Source organism: Cupriavidus basilensis (assembly GCF_000876015.1).
Classification (GTDB): domain Bacteria; phylum Pseudomonadota; class Gammaproteobacteria; order Burkholderiales; family Burkholderiaceae; genus Cupriavidus; species Cupriavidus basilensis_B.
Map to the genome: position 1 here is coordinate 211,321 of NZ_BBQM01000025.1, position 16,306 is coordinate 227,626.

At 61.7% G+C, this 16,306-nt stretch carries 12 protein-coding genes; 3 read left to right on the forward strand and 9 right to left on the reverse strand.

The window, feature by feature from the left end; genetic code table 11:
* Positions 1-664 precede the first annotated feature (664 nt).
* Together KF708C_RS35110 and KF708C_RS28235 are read left to right on the forward strand one after the other, a co-directional pair.
* Positions 665-1,798 carry a helix-turn-helix domain-containing protein gene (locus tag KF708C_RS35110; RefSeq protein WP_082080027.1) on the forward strand — a complete coding sequence of 378 codons (1,134 nt, stop codon included), beginning with the start codon at positions 665-667 and terminating at the stop codon, positions 1,796-1,798.
* Positions 1,795-2,637, forward strand: a complete 843-nt coding sequence (locus KF708C_RS28235; RefSeq protein ID WP_059414535.1) for a GSU2403 family nucleotidyltransferase fold protein — start codon at positions 1,795-1,797, stop codon at positions 2,635-2,637. Before KF708C_RS35110 ends, KF708C_RS28235 begins: the two co-directional genes overlap by 4 nt.
* Before the next feature lie 325 nt (positions 2,638-2,962).
* Here the strand turns inward: KF708C_RS28235 and KF708C_RS28240 are convergent, their stop codons facing one another.
* Positions 2,963-3,829 carry a hypothetical protein gene (locus tag KF708C_RS28240; RefSeq protein ID WP_059414537.1) on the reverse strand — a complete coding sequence of 289 codons (867 nt, stop codon included), beginning with the start codon at positions 3,827-3,829 and terminating at the stop codon, positions 2,963-2,965.
* Between the two features lie 935 nt (positions 3,830-4,764).
* Here KF708C_RS28240 and KF708C_RS28245 point away from each other — a divergent pair.
* The gene (locus KF708C_RS28245) at positions 4,765-5,616 is read left to right on the forward strand and encodes a hypothetical protein (RefSeq protein WP_059414539.1); all 852 of its coding nucleotides are present in this window, start codon (positions 4,765-4,767) and stop codon (positions 5,614-5,616) included.
* A 55-nt stretch (positions 5,617-5,671) separates the two neighbouring features.
* On the opposite strand, the gene KF708C_RS35115 is transcribed toward KF708C_RS28245, so the two are convergent.
* The 8 genes from KF708C_RS35115 to KF708C_RS28280 all read right to left on the reverse strand — a co-directional run bounded on the left by KF708C_RS35115 (position 5,672) and on the right by KF708C_RS28280 (position 16,289).
* Entirely contained in the window at positions 5,672-6,976 is a 1,305-nt protein-coding gene (locus KF708C_RS35115; protein ID WP_082080030.1) for an adhesin, read from the reverse strand.
* Between the two features lie 124 nt (positions 6,977-7,100).
* Complete coding sequence (locus tag KF708C_RS28255) at positions 7,101-7,736, reverse strand: type 4 pilus major pilin (protein WP_082080033.1); 636 nt, start codon at positions 7,734-7,736, stop codon at positions 7,101-7,103.
* Between the two features lie 15 nt (positions 7,737-7,751).
* Entirely contained in the window at positions 7,752-8,972 is a 1,221-nt protein-coding gene (locus KF708C_RS28260) for a pilus assembly protein TadE (RefSeq protein WP_156174006.1), read from the reverse strand.
* 1 nt (position 8,973) lies between these two features.
* The gene (locus tag KF708C_RS28265) at positions 8,974-10,806 is read right to left on the reverse strand and encodes an ATPase, T2SS/T4P/T4SS family (RefSeq protein ID WP_059414543.1); all 1,833 of its coding nucleotides are present in this window, start codon (positions 10,804-10,806) and stop codon (positions 8,974-8,976) included.
* A gap of 6 nt (positions 10,807-10,812) precedes the next feature.
* On the reverse strand, positions 10,813-11,442 hold the full coding sequence (locus tag KF708C_RS28270) for a hypothetical protein (protein WP_063923077.1): 630 nt from the start codon (positions 11,440-11,442) through the stop codon (positions 10,813-10,815).
* Complete coding sequence (gene iscB, locus KF708C_RS35120) at positions 11,439-12,857, reverse strand: RNA-guided endonuclease IscB (protein WP_082080036.1); 1,419 nt, start codon at positions 12,855-12,857, stop codon at positions 11,439-11,441. Before iscB ends, KF708C_RS28270 begins: the two co-directional genes overlap by 4 nt.
* Before the next feature lie 310 nt (positions 12,858-13,167).
* The gene (locus KF708C_RS28275; protein ID WP_059414547.1) at positions 13,168-14,508 is read right to left on the reverse strand and encodes a type 4b pilus protein PilO2; all 1,341 of its coding nucleotides are present in this window, start codon (positions 14,506-14,508) and stop codon (positions 13,168-13,170) included.
* On the reverse strand, positions 14,505-16,289 hold the full coding sequence (locus KF708C_RS28280) for a protein PilN (protein ID WP_059414550.1): 1,785 nt from the start codon (positions 16,287-16,289) through the stop codon (positions 14,505-14,507). The genes KF708C_RS28275 and KF708C_RS28280 overlap by 4 nt, the downstream gene beginning before the upstream one ends.
* Between the last annotated feature and the right edge of the window lie 17 nt (positions 16,290-16,306).

Sequence of the window (16,306 nt, forward strand, 5' to 3'; positions counted from 1 at the left end):
CTGGCATCCTCCCCGCTCGCGCTGCTCAGAATTCCCTGGCAGGTCCAGGTCACCGGCGGCGGCCGCGCTGCCGGGTTTTACCGAGCCGTCAGTTGCCAGCATGCCGGCGCGGGCCAGGCACGCGCCCAACGTCGACTCAACACGTACTACAACACCACCCACGGACAGGCCCACCAGTTGCCGTCACGCCGGTGCGAACCGTTCATTCGCGAGCCGGCTAGCGTCCGCACATCCCCGCCGGTCGACCGCGGCCTGCGGCGCAACCAACTGCCGGCACCGGCACCGCCCGGAGAGCGCAAGACGCCAGAGTCCACATGCTGGCTCACCAGGCAGCTCGAACCGAGGCGACGCCAGCGCCAACCGGCTCGCCGCCCAAGCCGGTACCACAGATGGCCAGTAGTACGCCGCTCCGACCTCAAGGCTGGGACCGCGCTGACGCGCAAACGCCAGCGCCGCCGGTCAGGCTAACCGGGATCTCCTGAGCTGCCAGTTGCCAGTACTCTGGCGCCGCCCGCCCGCCCACCCGCGTGCGTGAGCCTCCGGCCCCTGCGCAGCAACTCCGCGCTATGCAAAGGGCGCTGGTTGAAGGAAATTCGGCACCGTAGTAACATGGCCGTGAGATGTAACACGGACAAGTTATTCCTCACGGCCAAGTGACTACGACATGAATCCTCTATCGCACATCCCCGCTGAGCTTCGCGCTTGGGATGCCTTTCGTGACCTGTTTGAGGGTGCCGGTTGGCGACTGGTGGAGCCTAAATCGCCGGAGAATCCGGAGGACGTCTTCCTGACGAGTGATCGCGGTCACACCTATTGTGCGGTGCTCAAGTTGTTCAATGAGGGACGCGCAGACCGGCTCACTGCTGCGTTTGCACAGGGGCTACTGGAGGCCCGCTTGCACGCGAAGGAACAACGAGTGCGTCCCGCTGTGCTGATCTGGGTGAACAGTACAGCGCCAACACTTGTCGACCGTCTTGTGAGTTTTCACCAGCAGTACGGTGACGGCGAGCCATTCGCCCTGCTGTCGAGAGATGGGACCGAGTACGTTGACTTCCCGGGCCTACATCGATCCAAACAGCGCAACACCCAGTTGGCTTCCCACTGGGCCAGCCACAGCGCACCACCGCGATTGGTGCTTTCGGATCTCAGCCAGTGGATGCTCAAGCTCCTGCTGGCGGTCGACATTAAACGCGAGGGAATGATCGGTGTAGATGCGACTCGCTATCGCACGGCGACCGACCTTGCGAATGCCGCAGGCGTCTCCAAGATGACAGCCACACGGCTGGTGAACGCCTTGAAAGAAGAAGGTCTCATCGAGTCCAGGCCATTTCTAACGCTTGTGCGGCGACGTAAACTGGCGGAGAGATGGAAAGCGGCGTACCAGACTCCGTCGCTCGCGGTAACCATGAAATTCCTATCACCAGCTCCGGCTAGCGATCAGATCGTCAAGCTCTTAAAGAAGGAGCACGGCATTCTTGGAATGTTCGCCGCGGCGAGCGCCCTTGGTGTCGGCCATGTTCGCGGCATACCACCGACAGTCTGGGTTCCGAACTTGACTGTGGCAGAACAATGGCACCAGATGCGCCGTGCCCGGGAAGGCGAATCCCCTGATTTGATCCTTCAACAACCTAATTTTCCACAATCGCTGCAGCGCGGCAGTGTACTCCGTGACGGCATCCGGGTTACTGATATCTTCCAGACTTGGCTCGACGTTTCGGCTCACCCTGCACGCGGCGCTGAGCAGGCCGCTGAATTGGAACATGGGATTCTTGCAGACGTCATCGGAGAAAGCGCGTGAGCGACCTCATCGAATTCAGCAAACTCGCCATGACACTTGAGCCCTGGCGCTCGAAGATCGTCTTTGTTGGGGGGTGGGCCTACCGGCTATACCGATACGAGCCTCGCGCCATCAATCCCGAGTACGGTGCGATCTTCACCCAGGACGCTGATGTAGCGTATGGCAGAGAGGAAGCCCTCGAGGGTGATATCAAGAAAGCGCTCGAGGGCGCTGGGTTTAAAGAAGAGCCCAATTTCGCAGGTGGTTTCCGACCGCCGGCAATGCGCTATACGTTGGGGGAGCAGGCCAACGGATTCTACGCGGAATTTCTCACGCCGCTGACCGGCAGCGGCAAGCGGCGTAACAAACGAACGAAGGAGTTTGAGGTTGATGCAACTGAACTCAACGCCGGTGTCGTCGCACAAAAACTGCGCCATCTCGACGTGCTGTTGCATGAACCGTGGCTCGTAACAATCCCTGCGGAGGAATCGGGGGTTAGTGAGGCTGTAGCAAACCTGCGCGTTCCGAATCCGGTGAGCTTCATGGTCCAGAAGCTCCTCATCCGTGATGACCGAGTCTCGAAGAAACGGGCGCAGGACGTCTTGTACATCTACGATGCAATGTACCTCTTCAATACGGTGATCGAAAGCGACCTCGTCCCGACTTGGAAGCGTCTCGAAGCAACCTTGGACGAACCACAACGCAAGTCCATTCATGCAGGCGCCAAAGCGCTGTTCTCGGACGTGAACGACACCATCCGTGATGCGGTGGAGATTCCTGAAGACCGCAAGATCGACCCGAAAGAAATGCTCTACATCTGCCAAACCGGCTTCGAGGAGCTTTTCGGCAAAGCGAAGTAGGTAGCTCTCCGACCTGGTGCTTAAGAAGTTCCCGAGGATTGATATTTCCTCCGCCCCAAATAAGGGGATGCCTACGGGGGCGCGAGTACCTTCGGCCGGTTCCTGCTTCGCCGGGCGGCCTGACTGCACCATATCCCTCCGCAGGCAATATCGGCATATCCTGCCGCCCCCCTAAAGCGCGATTGCGGCACACACAGTCGACGACAGCTTCCGGTCGAAGCGGGCGCTAAACGTCGCAGGTATCCGTTCTGCCGCGCCCCCTTGTTCAACAACCGGTTCGCCGGCGCTGATGCGCTCGGTACCTCGCAGTATGGCTAACTGTGCATTACTCGGCCCGCATTGGATCAGTAGCCTGACCCGGTTGTGCGGGCGTATTGAGCCTGTTGAGCAAGTCGATGGCGTCGTCCTCGCTCAGTTCGGTGAACAGCGGAGGCAGATACCTCACTTGCATCTGCAGTTGGCTCCCGCCAGTGACTTCAGGCAGGACAATCCGAACATTATCGAGCACCTGTTCTAGACCACCGTCTAGAGTGAGAAAGCGAACCCTGAGTTGAATTGGCAATTCTCTTGCCACAGCTTTTACAAGCGCGATTCTCGGAATGAGGTGGACGTCGCTCAGCACGTTATACGTTGCGTCTGGCTTTGCAGGCTTCAGCATCTTGCGTGCATCAAGGTTGCCGTACAAGCAGGCGACGAACAGAACCACGATGCCGTCAGTCCTTTTCAGCCCGCCCGATATTGCAAGTTCAGCGAACTTATCTTCGACGGCCCTGCGCGCAGCTGGTGCGACCGGTTCAATGATTAAAGGTGCCGCCTTCGTCCGGAACGCTGCGCGCGCGTCCCAGTCGGCTTCCCGAAGTCCCGCAAAGAGCTGAGCGAACATATCCTTTGCAGACTTAAGGTACTCGGAGTCTGTACGCGCAGACCTGAAAAAACGGGAGACCGCTTCCGTTTCCTTCTCAAGCTGCATTGTTTTCTCGGTCACGTTGTCTTCGCGTCCATGTTCGCCCTCCATCAACGATGGCAATGGACTGATGGCGTATTGAGGCATGTCGATTCCCCGAAGAAAATCGAGCATCCGTTGCTCCTTATTCCCTTTCTGTTCCTTTCCGGCGATCGCGACTTTGATGACGGACAATACATTGCGATCCAGAAGAAAAAGCGTGTCGATCTGTAAATTGGTGGAGTTCATATTTTTTCATTTATATTGGATGGACGGCTCTTTGACTGGTTACCTAACCCTACTATATCCTTCAATGAAGTGAGCGCGGGAAAATATGAAAGCCGTGGCCGTTGATACGTGCAATACGTGCGTGCCTGGCCTCCCTTCGCCCACGTGGAACGAACTCAGACACTGGAGCCAGACTGGCATTACCTTAAACGAACTCTGTGCCGAGAGACGCATGGGCATGAATCTTCATGCATGGCGAACTGTCCAATCCAGAAAAATAACTGCACCGACGTTTGCGAGCTCGCTGCTTTTGGTGGACACGCTTACGCGAAAATGAGTGGAGCAGTCGTATGGGGGCGCGATCCCAACGTCCTAGATCATCACCGCTATTTCCCCATGGCTGTCGGCCAAGCATTCGCTGAGGCGATCGACCGCAAATCAGAATTTCCACTTCTGGCGACCGACACAGCAAGCCTTCATAGCTTTCCGATGCTCCTCGCCTAGCAGGCTGCGGAAGTACTCCCCGCACACATGCAGAATTTTTCGCTGGTGCGGGCAGGTGTGCCTGGATTTCATAATCCGGAAGATGCAAGCCCTCGCATTGAGTTTTCTTGCGGCGGGAGGCCCGTTTCCAGCGTCAGTCCCTCGATCACCGCAACTGCGGGCGGATCTGTCCCAACGAGCGCATCCGCACCAGGTTGTACGCGGCGATGCTCAGCACGAACATCTGCTCCACCCGCTCACCTTCCACTGCCAAGAAAACTCGCGCGCGGCTACCCCTCTCCCTGGTGGCTCAAGATCAGCCAATTTCTGCCGATGTGGATTGGTTGGGGTCTTTGCGCGCTCAACTATTTGTCGGGGCGTCGCGCGGACTTGACTTCCCGGCCAAGTCGGTAAGCTAAGTACAAGCGCTACAGAAATGCGCCAAAGCCCTGAAACTCAATAGGAAAAGAAAAATGCAAAAGAGCACCAAGTTCGCGTTCTCCGCAGTTGCCGCAGCCGCGGTCCTCGCACTGGCCGCATGCGGCGGCGGCGGTGGCGATGCGCCGGCCGCCTCGGCCCCGGCCACGACGACGCCTCCGCCCGCGCCGGCGATCACCGTCCAGGGCACCGCCCCGGCTGTCACCGCTGATCCGCTGGCCGTGGTTTTCGTGCCGTCGACCGAGACTTCGACGCGTTCGACGCAACAATCGATCGCCGCGAATTCCTTTGTGGCTTCATTCCAAAAGACCACGAGCGAAGGCGCATACACCACCATCGGCCCGGACGCCAACAGCCTGATCTCGCTGTCCTCCGGCAAGGTTGTCGATGTTTCCGGTAACGGTGAATATGCGATCGGTCGATGGACCGATGGTTCGAGCAACATTCTGGGCAGCTTGAACAGCAACCAGGGAGCGCACTATGTGGTCGGCAAGCCCCTAGCACTCAATGCGGACTTCAGCGGCGCACCGACGGTCAAGGCGAATTGCACGGCTATCGCCGCCACCTCACCAACGGCGACCAGCGGTAATTTTGCCCCGGGCAAATTGAACTCCGCCACCGGTGTGATCGGCATCACCTTCCCCGGAATCGAGACTCTGACGCTCGATATCGCAATCGGGTCGGATGCCCATGCAACGGCCACGATCACGGGCACCCTCTTATACGGCGTCGGCTCGGCATCGGGAGTTCTTTTTCACCTCCAAGCACTCGGCAGCGACCCGAAGAATCCCCTCGTTGCCCTCGGCTACTCGATGCCGACACCTACGAGCGGGGACGTCTCGGGCGTCGTTGTCCTGAAGTGCACCAGCCCGACTGGCCCTGTCTGAGTTACGGGGGGGGGGAACCGGCGTTGCCGATTCCCCCAAAACAAGCGGCTCCCGCCTAGCCACCGTTTCCGCCGGGATTCGACAAATACCCGGTCGACGTCGGGATGAATTCGGTGCCGGGAGCGCATGCCCACCCGCCAACGGGACTTTGTTGTCCGGGGGCTCCCGCCTTCGTGACGCAGATCCCAACATAGCAATAGTTGCTGCAAACAGTCGCTCCGCCAACGACGACGCCATCAGCTACGCTCGATGTTCCGCTACCAAGTCGCCATACACTGCTTTGGCATGACAAGACGCGCCCAGCAGGGTCAGAACGGATTGACCCCTGAGGGTCTCCGCACCACTGCCCTTCAGTGACCGTCTGCCCGCCACCGGTAGACGGCACAATTGAGCCCGCCGCATACAGATACCCATTCGCCGCCACTGAACCAGTTGCCGAAATATTTCCGTAGCTTGTGACTTGATTCGTAGTCACCGCATTCGCGGACATCAGCCCGCCTACTGAGGCGTCACCATAGGACTGAATGCGGTTGCCATAGAGGCCATTCGCGCTGGCATTACCCGCAATCGACGCATCGCCAGCGGAACGCAGCGTGCCGCCGCTGACCTGGCCGGCCGCGGCCACATTGCCGTTTGCGGAGACGGAGCCATTGGACTGGAAGTTGCCCACCCTGTTCATGGCCTGGTTGTTGGCATCCATCGGACCGGTGAGGTTCAGCGAACCATCGCGTTTGTAGAACTGGTTCATGCTCTGCGCCAGCAGCGAGCTATTTCCCACGCGCATCATGAGCACGCCGGCCGGCGAGCCGGGTAGCGGATTGGGCGCGGTCCAGCTCGCCGCCATCCCCGTGACCACCGTCGGCGACTCGGCGTAGGACGTGCCCCCGTCGACGCCTGCTGTTTCGACCGCCAGCGTCATATGGTCCGTCCGGATATTGCCGGCCGTGTCCCGATATGCCGTGGTCGAGTACAGCCGCCCGGGAATCGTGCAGCCCGTGATATCGCCCGCGCAGTTCGTCGGCGTCAGGTCGATTGCGAACGTGAGGCCGAGTGGGCTTTTTTCGCTGTAGCCAATCGGGAGCAGCTTCAGGTTGATGAAGTCCTGAATCGTCGGATGCAGCGGATTGGCCACGACCGCGGACACGCTCCCCACCGTCATGGTTGTCGAGCCGGCCGGGCTCGCAGCGAGCGCCGTGAAGTTGTCGAACGTGTACGTGTTCGCCGCACTGGCCACGTTGGCCATATATTGGCCCGTCCCGATTGACAGGGCTTCGTCGATCGCCTTGTTCGAGGTCGAGATCGTCGTGGCCAAGGCGATGGACGACACGATTAGCGTGAAAGACATGTCCGTGAGCAGCACGGTCAGCTCCTATGGAAATGCCCGATCGAATGACCGGGCAGGTGTGGCAGCAAGCTATTTTCGGACACAAATGCATAGCGCCTGCGTCCGAAAGCTCGCGAGAACAGGCCCTCTTTCGATGTGATTACGACGTGAACAGGTTGATCGTGTTGCTGCCGCCCGAGCACGAAACCTTGCTGGGGTCGATCGTGGCGCCGACCGCCTTGATCACCGTGTTGTTCACGATGATCTTGCCTGCGCTGGCTTGGTACGAACCAACGATCGATACGCACGCAGCATCGGGCTGGTTCGGAATCGTCCATTGCAGCGAGTCGTTAGCACTGAGCAACTGCGACGGCGCGACGGTAAGCGTGCCACCGCCGGGCTGGAGAATCACGCTGCCGCTGGCCTCGGTCATCGTGGTCAGGTCGCGGAAGATGCCGTTGCCGATGAGGCCTGCCATCGTCACCTTGTCGTACTGGCCACGGTACGATGTCTTCACCTTCCCGATCACGCTGTTGAGCTCGGTGGTCAGTTGCTGCACCTGCGAATCGGTCTGGTTCCGCGAGAAATAGACGAGACCGGCGAGCAGCGCCAGGCCCGCGAGCAGGAGGTAAAAGCCGTAGTCATCGAGCACGCCGCCCCACTGCCGGCGTGTCCGCTTGTTGCGCTGCCCTTCCTTCATCCCCGAGACATTGAGCGGGGCCGTGGTTGCGTGATCCGGCGTGTTGCGGTTGAACGTGTCGACTGCCAGCGTGCCGGCTTGTTTGGTGCGTGCCATGTTCGGTTCTCCAGGTTAGGGGTGAATGGCGGGGGTAGAAGGGGCGCCCATGTATCCAGACATCTTCTGGATACGGGCATTGGTCTTGACTTCGTCAATCATGAAAGCGGGCATATAAGCCAGCGCGACCATCAGCCCAACGAGCAGAATGCTGGCGCGTCGGTTGAATCGCCCGGCCTTCACCTGCATCTCGCGCGGCGTGCTCTTGAGCATTTCCTTCGAGACCGACTCCAGCATCTTCGACAGGTTGCTCTCGTACTCGGCAACGTCCTGAATTCGGAAGCTGGTCGCTTTATCGAACAGGCCCGTGTCGAAAACCTTGCCGCCGTCGTTCGGCGAGTATTCGAGGTTGAGCAGCATCCGGTCGATGTGGTAAGCGAGGTACGGATACGCAGTCGAGCGAATCAGCTCCAGGGCCTGCGTGAGGTTGCGCGCGTCCGTGCCAAACTTCCGGGTCGACGAGGCCATCCCCGCAAGGAACTGCGCCCCGTGGAAGCGTCGGAAGAAGTCGAACACGATGACCCTTCGGTCCAACCACGCGCGGTATCGGCCCGTGTAGCGCGTCAGTGCACGCACGATCCAATACACGATGCCTACCTCGGTCAGCAACACCGCCCAGCCCCAGTGCCGGATGAACGCCGACCCATAGTGGTACGCCGACGCCAACGGCCCGTAGTTTTCAACCCGCAGGTTCACGGCGAACGCCTTGTCCAGCTCGGGTGCTACCAGGAACGCGATCAGCGCAAGGTACGCGTGCAGAATCACCAGCGTCATACCCACACTGAAGAGCGTCGACGCGATGCCGGTCTTTGCATCCTCAAGCGCGATCAGGTTTTCCGAGAGGGCATATAGCCCCTCCCGGATGTCCCCGCCCTGCTCGGCAACCGCGAGAATCGGGATGTCCTCGTCCGGCACCGTGCCGCGGAAGATCTCCGACAGGCGGACTTGTTGGGCTTCCCCGTGCAGGCCTTCCCAGCGGGCGAGCCAGTGCGCAGCCAGGCGCCCGAGCGGCTCGCCGGCGCGGCGTGTCGCGTCCTTCGCGAAATGGTTGGAAATCGGCTCCCCGGGTGTCGCATCGATGCGCTTGGCCAGGTCGAAGTAGTATTGCGCGCGTTCCGAGCGGAACCGCAGCTTGGCCCAGAACAGCTTGTCGGAAAACATGCGGTCGCCCGCGCTCACGACGCGCCGGCCGACCAGTTTGCCAAACGCACCGCGAATCTTTTCGCTCATCGTCATGTCACGCTCCATCGTGGCGCATCTTGCGACGCGCAAGCTTTGCCTCGTAGGCATCCATCGAGCACAGGCGCTCCGCCTCGCGCGGATCGACGACGCCGGTGAACACGTTGTACATCGCGACCTCGAAGCAAGATTTGCCGGTGCTGTCGGGCTGGTCGAATCCGAGCACTCTCTTGCTGCGCTGGTAGGCGGCGAGCTCCAGGTTTCGCGCGTCGCGGATGTATGCGAGATCCTGTTCGTCTGGCTCGAACATCTCGGCGGCCACGGTGCGACCGCGGATGCCATTGAGCATCGGCAGATTGGGGCGGCGGCACAGGGGGCACCCTTCCATGTTGCGAACCCGCATGCCGTCGACGTCGAACTGGAAGAGCCGCTCTATCTGCTTCAGCTTCTCCGCGCCGAGAATCTGCTTCATCTCGTCGCCCTGATGGCCGCACGAGCAGGTCTTGGGAACGAGTGCCTGGTAGACGTAGAGGTTCACGAAGCCCGGCGTGGCCAGTACGCTGCGCGGGATTTGCAGTTCCCCATCCGAGAGACGGTCCGGCGCCTGCAGTGCACTCGGCGCGTGCACCGTCGTCAACGCTCGCAGGCCCGCGCCAGCGACGTCACGGAAGAGGCCCGCCGACTCGTGATCGCGCACCTCACCGATCGACACGAAATGCGGGTTCATCCGCTTGATCTGACGCTTGACCGCGATGAAGGGGTCTTCGTCGCGATTCGCGCCATCCAGTGTCCGCGCGATCGAGAAATGATGCGTGCCGCGCGCGAGCAGCTCAACGGGGTCTTCGACCGCCATCTTGTGCATCCAGTCGGGCAACTTCTGCATCACGGCATGTGCAGACGTGGTCTTGCCAGAGCCAACCACCCCGACGAAGACGGTGCCACCGCCCAACTGGAGCGTAGTGCGGTCGATGATCTGCGCCTGGCTCGGGAAATAGCCCAGATCCTTCACAAAATCGACCGTCCTGTCTTCGACCTCCTCGCGGTGCAAACGCATAACCGTCACGTGGCCGGTGGCGCTCTGCATCGACGCCCAGCGCAACACCACCGCCTGGTCGTCGACGCGGGCACGAATGCTGGTCTGTTGCGGCAACACCCGACTGAATACGCCCTGCGATCCGCCCTTTCCTTTCTGCCAGACATGAGCCAATGTATCGAGCAGCACGCCGGTTTCCATTCGGAATTCGGGCGGGGCAACCAGATGGCCGTCGATCGCAAAGCGGATCTGCGACATGCCACCGTGGTCAGCCACCTCCCAATGCAGGTCCGACGCGTTTTCGGTCAAAGCAAACCGAATCGCGGACTCGAAGTTCTGCCACAAGGCGCTTCCACTCCGCCGACCCATCCCGCCGGCAATCTCCTCCCGCCCGGCGCTCGAATCGAAACTGCCACGCGAAAGCGTCACCATGACCTGCGCGGCTGCCACGTGGACGCACTTCGCGGCAGCGTCATAGCGCAGGCGCAGTTGGCGTTGGATCTCTTCGGTGAAGTCCGAACTGAGCATCTCGCGGGTGAGAATCAGTGCGTATTCGCCGCGCTCTGTGCCGCCGGCGCTCTTCGGTTCGCTAACCAGCACCGGGCAAATCTCATGGCGCAATGACGGAGACATCCGAAGGTCGTCATATAGCGGCCGCACGAACTGTGGCAGGTCATCGACGGTTCGGATCTCTTCGCCGTCAGCCGGTGCAGCTGCTGCGCCAAGTAACGTCGCATGAGCGTGCGGAGCGGCCGGTGCAGTCTGCACCAGCGCTGGCGTTGCGCCCGACAGCACTGTCACACCACCCGTTGTGGGAACGCTGTGAGCCGCCGTGTCGCGTTTGGAGAAGAATCGCATGTTGCGTCAGCTCTTGGCCGTGGCGGACGCTGCCACAGGCAACGGCGCTGGCTGCATCGCGGGCATCGTCGGCGCCCGCAACGGCATCCCGGGCTGCGGCTGCGGTGCCGTCGGCGCGATCCCCGCGCCAACGCCCGCGGGCACCGGATCGACCTTACGAGATACCGTCGGCTCGGGGTCCACCAGTTGGCCCGGGAGCGCAGTCAGGTCCTCCTCCACCAAGTTGGCGACCAGCTTGGCCTTTCCGCGCGTGAGCGTTGTGCCCTTTTCCGTCACGGACGCCACCGTGTACCCGCGGATCGTGGCGCCCACCTTGGCGGGATACAGTTGCCCCTGCCAGCGCACATAGCCGCGCAATTCCTTGCGAATGCCGAGCGCGGACGCGTCCACCCCATAAACGGCCACGGTCTGAGGGCCCCGGTCTTTGGGCACAGCGGCGACTGCGCCGGCAGGAGCGGCCGATACGATGGGCGGCGGCGCGCCCTTGGCGAGTTCCTGATCGAGCTGCTGCTCAGCCAATTGCGCATCCTTGGCGATCAGGCGCTGCGTCTCGGTCGTCGGCTTCGCCTCCTCGGCTCGTGCACCGAAGGAACTGGCCAGCGCGAGCGCCGCGAAGGTGATCAAGGTTCGTTTCATCGGGATGCGCGGGAAACCCCGTCCTTCAGGACGGGGATGGATAGCGCGGCGTGCGCAGCACGCCCTTCTCCCGCTTCTCCTTTGTAGATGCTATCTTTGGTTCGAAAGTGGTAGCCATATCCATCGGCCCGCTGCACCAGCGAGCAATGGCGATGACTGATGCCCTGTACGACACCATTCGGCGTTTGGATGTTGAATGAACCTGATGCCCGTACTGCAACGCGGCCCGCATAGGTACCGGCCTTCTTTCCGCTTGGCACGACAGCGTGCACTCGGTCGCCTGTTTGGAATCCCTTAACCTGCTTCTGGCGCATCAAGTAACCGCGCGGGAACCCCGAGGCAGTCAGCCGCGTGCGCTGGTAGCTGCCACGCCCCGTCGCTTTCACTTCAAGAGTGGGTCGCTGCCAGCCGGTGATGGCGTTGACGTCGCCGACGCACGCCGCATCCAGTGCATGGGTCTTTGGAATGGTGTACGCGGCCCGGTTGAACTTGGTTCGGCCTCCCGAGGCGAGTTCAAGGGGCAGGCCCGTGGCCCGCAAAGCGTTCGCCAATGCCCAGCGCGTCGCGTTGACGGCAGCGGCATCCGTCAGTGGACGCGATGCGGTCGCAAGTATCCGGGCCAGACGTTTCGGGTCGTCGACGTACTGACGAATGTCCTTTGCACCCTTGTCCTGGTTGCAGGGGCCGCAAGCCAGTCCAAGGTTGCCGATGCGGTTCGTGCCGCCTTTTGCCCTCGCAGTCAAGTGCTCGATCTGAAGCGGGCGGTCCGTCGCGTCGCAATAGATGCATGTGCGCCTCCATTTTTCGAGCAGGTATTCGCGCACCTCGTAACCGGCGAGCGTACCCTGTTGGTACTCGACGCCAGAAATTTCCGGATTTTCCATTGCCTGCATGTCAAAGCGCACCAGCTCAGACGAGACGCCATTGACGGGAGCCCAACGGCGGATGCGCTGGACCCATGCCATCGTCGTGTCCACGCGATGCTGGAGCGATGGCGCGAGCCAGCCTGCCGGGCGCGTACGATTCAGGAAGCGCGGCGCCCGATAGCGCAGGTTCGCGCTGCGGCGACGCCGGCGCATGGAGCGGCGAGCCGTCAGCCCTTCGCTGATCTGGCCGCCACGATGCACGAGTTCGAACAGGTTCAACACTGCCGCACCACGTCGGATCTCCCCGGATACGGAGCAAGCCAGCTCCGTATCGCGCACTAGCGCCCCCCCGGTCATCTTGCTGCCTGGGTCCAACTTGATACGCAGGGGCTGAAACTCGCAGTCATCGACCGTGCGGTCAACCAGACGGATAACGGCCGGCACAACGCGATGCACGCGCGCCCGGCGACGCTCAAGCAGCAATCGAGCGCGCTTCTCGGTGCATGGCATGAGCGGCTTGCCATGCTTGTCCAGAACAAAAACCGACATGATCGGCTCCTATATAAGTGCCCTTACGGGCCTTGTAACGCCTTCCTCACGGAAGGTCTCCCCTCGGGCAGGTTGTGCAGCAGATTGGGATGACTCCCGGCGATAGCCCGTTTCGTGCCTACCCGTGGCTTGTCTGCCGCCATCGCTTCCAGAGCGCCGAACTGAGGAAGCATTCGGCGGTGGGTCTGCGCACTTCTGCACAACGTAGCGGGCTGGTTACCGCTTGCCCTGGTCAATCTCGGGCTCTTGGGATCGCTCCCTCAAGCCCCTCCCTTCAGGGAGGGGTTATTGACGAATGTTTCCTCAGTCGTCAGTCTTGCGCGTAGGCCGTGCCGTTGAGCGCGAGCATGAACTTGGATTGCTTGAGGGCAGGCTGCGCGTCCAGATCGACGGTGACCGCGATCTTGTCGAGCGTGACGGTGCGTGGGAACGCCACGATTTCGGTCGCGTTGCGCATCGGCCCTTCCAGTTGCCACGAAGCGGTCCGGTAGGCATGCTCGACCCCAATGGAACCGGCGGGAATGACGCCGAACAGGGCCGCATCTCCCAGCACAGCCTTGCCGGCGACCGGGCGCAGCGTCTGCAGCGTCGAGCCGAATCCCGCACGCAAGGCCATCGGCTTGGGCGGTTGAACCAGCAGCGCCGTCAGTCGTATCTCCGGACCCACGTCGAAACCGCCCTGCACCACCACTTCCTTGTCCTCGTTGCGGAAGATCGGGTTGGCCATGTCATCCGGCAACGCAGCCAGAAAAGTCATATTGGTCGCGCCCTTGGTCGTGGCCTTGACCTCGTAGACCAGCGTGCAAGCAGTCCTCGGCGTGACGACCCGGTCGCAGGCCACTGTCTTGAGCGTCCACCCACCGATCTGCAGCGGTACCGCGCTCGTGAACCAGGCCATGAAACGAGGGACTGCGGTGGACGCGAGCGCGACCGGCACGCTTGCACGGGAGGCTATGTCCTCCGCGTAGAGTTCGGCCGGAGACTTCTGCGGCGGAGGCGGGTGCATCTTTGCCTGATAGGCGCGATAGGCCTGCGCGCTGTACTGCCAACCGACGATACCAAGCACGGCGAGCACGCCAAGCACGATGGTCTGCTTGCGCTGCGTGATGGCGCTCGGCCTCTTCAGGAGGGCGTGTGGACCCAGGCCCTCCGCGATCTGCTCGAGCGTGAACGGCACGTGGACAGCGCGCGTATCGGGCGGGAATAGCCCCTGAATCTCGGGAGCATTGCCCGCCAGCTTGAATTGGCCGTCGCACTTCGAGACAAAATCCACCACCAGCGCCGCCAGTTCCCGCTCGTCGCTGATCACCTGGTCAAAGCCTACCCGTGGCCGGCCCTTCACGATCCCACAGACCAAGTACCCGACGTGAGTTCCGTGTGCCTGCAGGTGGAACACGAACAAGGCATTCGGGGACAGTTGGGGAATGCGCGCGAGCGCGGCCGCCGCCGAGTACAGCTTGTCCTTGAGCTTCACCTGGGCATCGGCAGGCCCGAGATAGCCCATGTGCAAGGCCGACTCTTCGTGCCAGATCCGGGTGGCGCGGACTTCCTTCGCGACGCGAGCAGAAAGCGCTGCCGGCGCGTCGCTGCCGGTCAGCGTCCGCCATTGCATCCCGAAGGCAACCTTTTTGCCGTGGATGTCGAGGATCATTGTCCCAGTGCTCCCTGGTCCTGCACCATCACGGTCAGCAGCACCAGCGTGAAGGTGCGCGAGCGCGTTGCAGCCAGACTGCCGCCGGCCAGCAACGGCAGGTGTTCGGCCAACGTACGGTGCGTCGTGGAGGTGTCGTTCTGGTCGAACGCCGTCACGATCACGGTCTGACCGTTCCGGACCGTCACTTCCTGCCCGTTGATACCATTACCGGCGATCTTCGGAACCTCGACCGTTTGCTGAAACGCGCCAGTGCCCGAGGTCCTGGACTGGATTGGACCATCGAGGTCCGATTTGTCGAACGCGATGGTCATATTTACGTCATCGCGAGAGGTGGCATCGGGGAACAAAGCCAACTTGAAGCCGACCGTTCCTGTCGACGTTGTGATCCCCGGGGTTCCGCCAGTGCCGCCCACCGTCGATGCTGCAGGAGTGGTGTTCGACACGTACGTAAACTGACGCCGCGTGTTGTACTGCGCGCCGTGGCGGTTGCGCATTGCAATCGGCACCGTCGTCGACGTGGTCGCAGTCCCGTACTGTTTGAGCGCGTTGATGATCGCCTGCGTCCCATTGAAGCCGCCAGACGTAATGGACATGCCCACGCTCCCGGCATCGGCGCCGACCAGAGATGTCGGCGACAGTGCGGTCAGCGAAAAGCCCGGGACGTGTTGCAGCGCCTTGGTCAGCAGGACGTTCCAGTCCGCTCCTGCCTGCCCGCTGTCGGTGATCGTGAAGTCCACCGTCTGGAATTTCGCGTAGACCATGCGCGAATAGATTGCAATCTGTTTGCGGACGATCTCGTCCGCCCTATCCACGGCTTCCTTCGTGTCGGTCAGGGCCAGCAAGCCCGTCGACGGATTGATCGACATAGAGCCGGACACAGTCAGCACCGGCTCGATGCTCTTTCCGATGTTCTCGAAGTCGTCCAGATCCTTTGCCTCTGCCTTGGTCGCCGTATCGATCTGGACGGCCTGCCCGGCCGCGCTGCCACTGGTGCCGTTGGCTTGGGTGGTTTGACGGAACTCTGTCGTGAACGAACTCTTCCCCGGGCGGATGGGCAGTTGCCACATCTTGGTGGAGAGGCGGTAGAAGCGGATGACGCTCTTGCTCGGCACATATTCCCAGTTGATCGACAGCCGCGTGGCGATGAGGTCGAGCATCGTGGCCAGCGGCATCTTCTCGCTTTGCTTGAACTCGACATTCAGGGCGGTTTCAACGAGCGGAACAGCCTGGTTCGCGGTCCCGCCGGCGGCGCTAGCGAGTCCGGCCGGAAGCGGGCCGCCTAGCGTCGGCGCCGGGCCGATCGTCGGTGCCATGCTCGGCGAACTACCATTGGCCGTCCGGCTGTTCGCAGTCGCCGCGGCTGCGCCGCGCGGCATGAGCGCAGCCGGAGGAAGGTACACATCGTTTTCGATCTTGACCGGAATGCCGGTGGCCATGGTGATACGCTGACCGGCCACCGCCAGCGGCATGGACCGGTCCGGGAAGACGATCAAGGTGTCGACATCCTTGCGCAGCGCGAGCGGGAGCGTCACATTCCTCGAAGTGGGCACCGCGCGGCCGGCCAGGAAGGGCTTGTCCACCTCTTGCGCGCGCTCGATCGCGGCGCGGTCCCTGCGCATGCGCGCGTACAGCGAATCGGTCATCTGGTCCGAACTGGCCTGCAGGGTATCGACGGCCTTCTGGTTGCCTTCGAGCAGTTGCGGCGAAACGCAGCCCGAGAGGATCATCGTGGTCAGCAGCGCGCCAGCGACGGGACGCGCGAGAGTTTTTAGTGTCATTTCGAGTTGAGATCCGG

Coding starts and splice junctions, on each gene's coding strand:
- KF708C_RS28265 (WP_059414543.1), bottom strand. CDS start 10,806: ATGCGATTCTTCTCCAAACGCGACACGGCGGCTCACAGCGTTCCCACA.
- KF708C_RS28255 (WP_082080033.1), bottom strand. CDS start 7,736: ATGGCACGCACCAAACAAGCCGGCACGCTGGCAGTCGACACGTTCAAC.
- KF708C_RS35110 (WP_082080027.1), top strand. CDS start 665: ATGAATCCTCTATCGCACATCCCCGCTGAGCTTCGCGCTTGGGATGCC.
- KF708C_RS28245 (WP_059414539.1), top strand. CDS start 4,765: ATGCAAAAGAGCACCAAGTTCGCGTTCTCCGCAGTTGCCGCAGCCGCG.
- KF708C_RS28280 (WP_059414550.1), bottom strand. CDS start 16,289: ATGACACTAAAAACTCTCGCGCGTCCCGTCGCTGGCGCGCTGCTGACC.
- iscB (WP_082080036.1), bottom strand. CDS start 12,857: ATGTCGGTTTTTGTTCTGGACAAGCATGGCAAGCCGCTCATGCCATGC.
- KF708C_RS28270 (WP_063923077.1), bottom strand. CDS start 11,442: ATGAAACGAACCTTGATCACCTTCGCGGCGCTCGCGCTGGCCAGTTCC.
- KF708C_RS28275 (WP_059414547.1), bottom strand. CDS start 14,508: ATGATCCTCGACATCCACGGCAAAAAGGTTGCCTTCGGGATGCAATGG.
- KF708C_RS28260 (WP_156174006.1), bottom strand. CDS start 8,972: ATGACGATGAGCGAAAAGATTCGCGGTGCGTTTGGCAAACTGGTCGGC.
- KF708C_RS28240 (WP_059414537.1), bottom strand. CDS start 3,829: ATGAACTCCACCAATTTACAGATCGACACGCTTTTTCTTCTGGATCGC.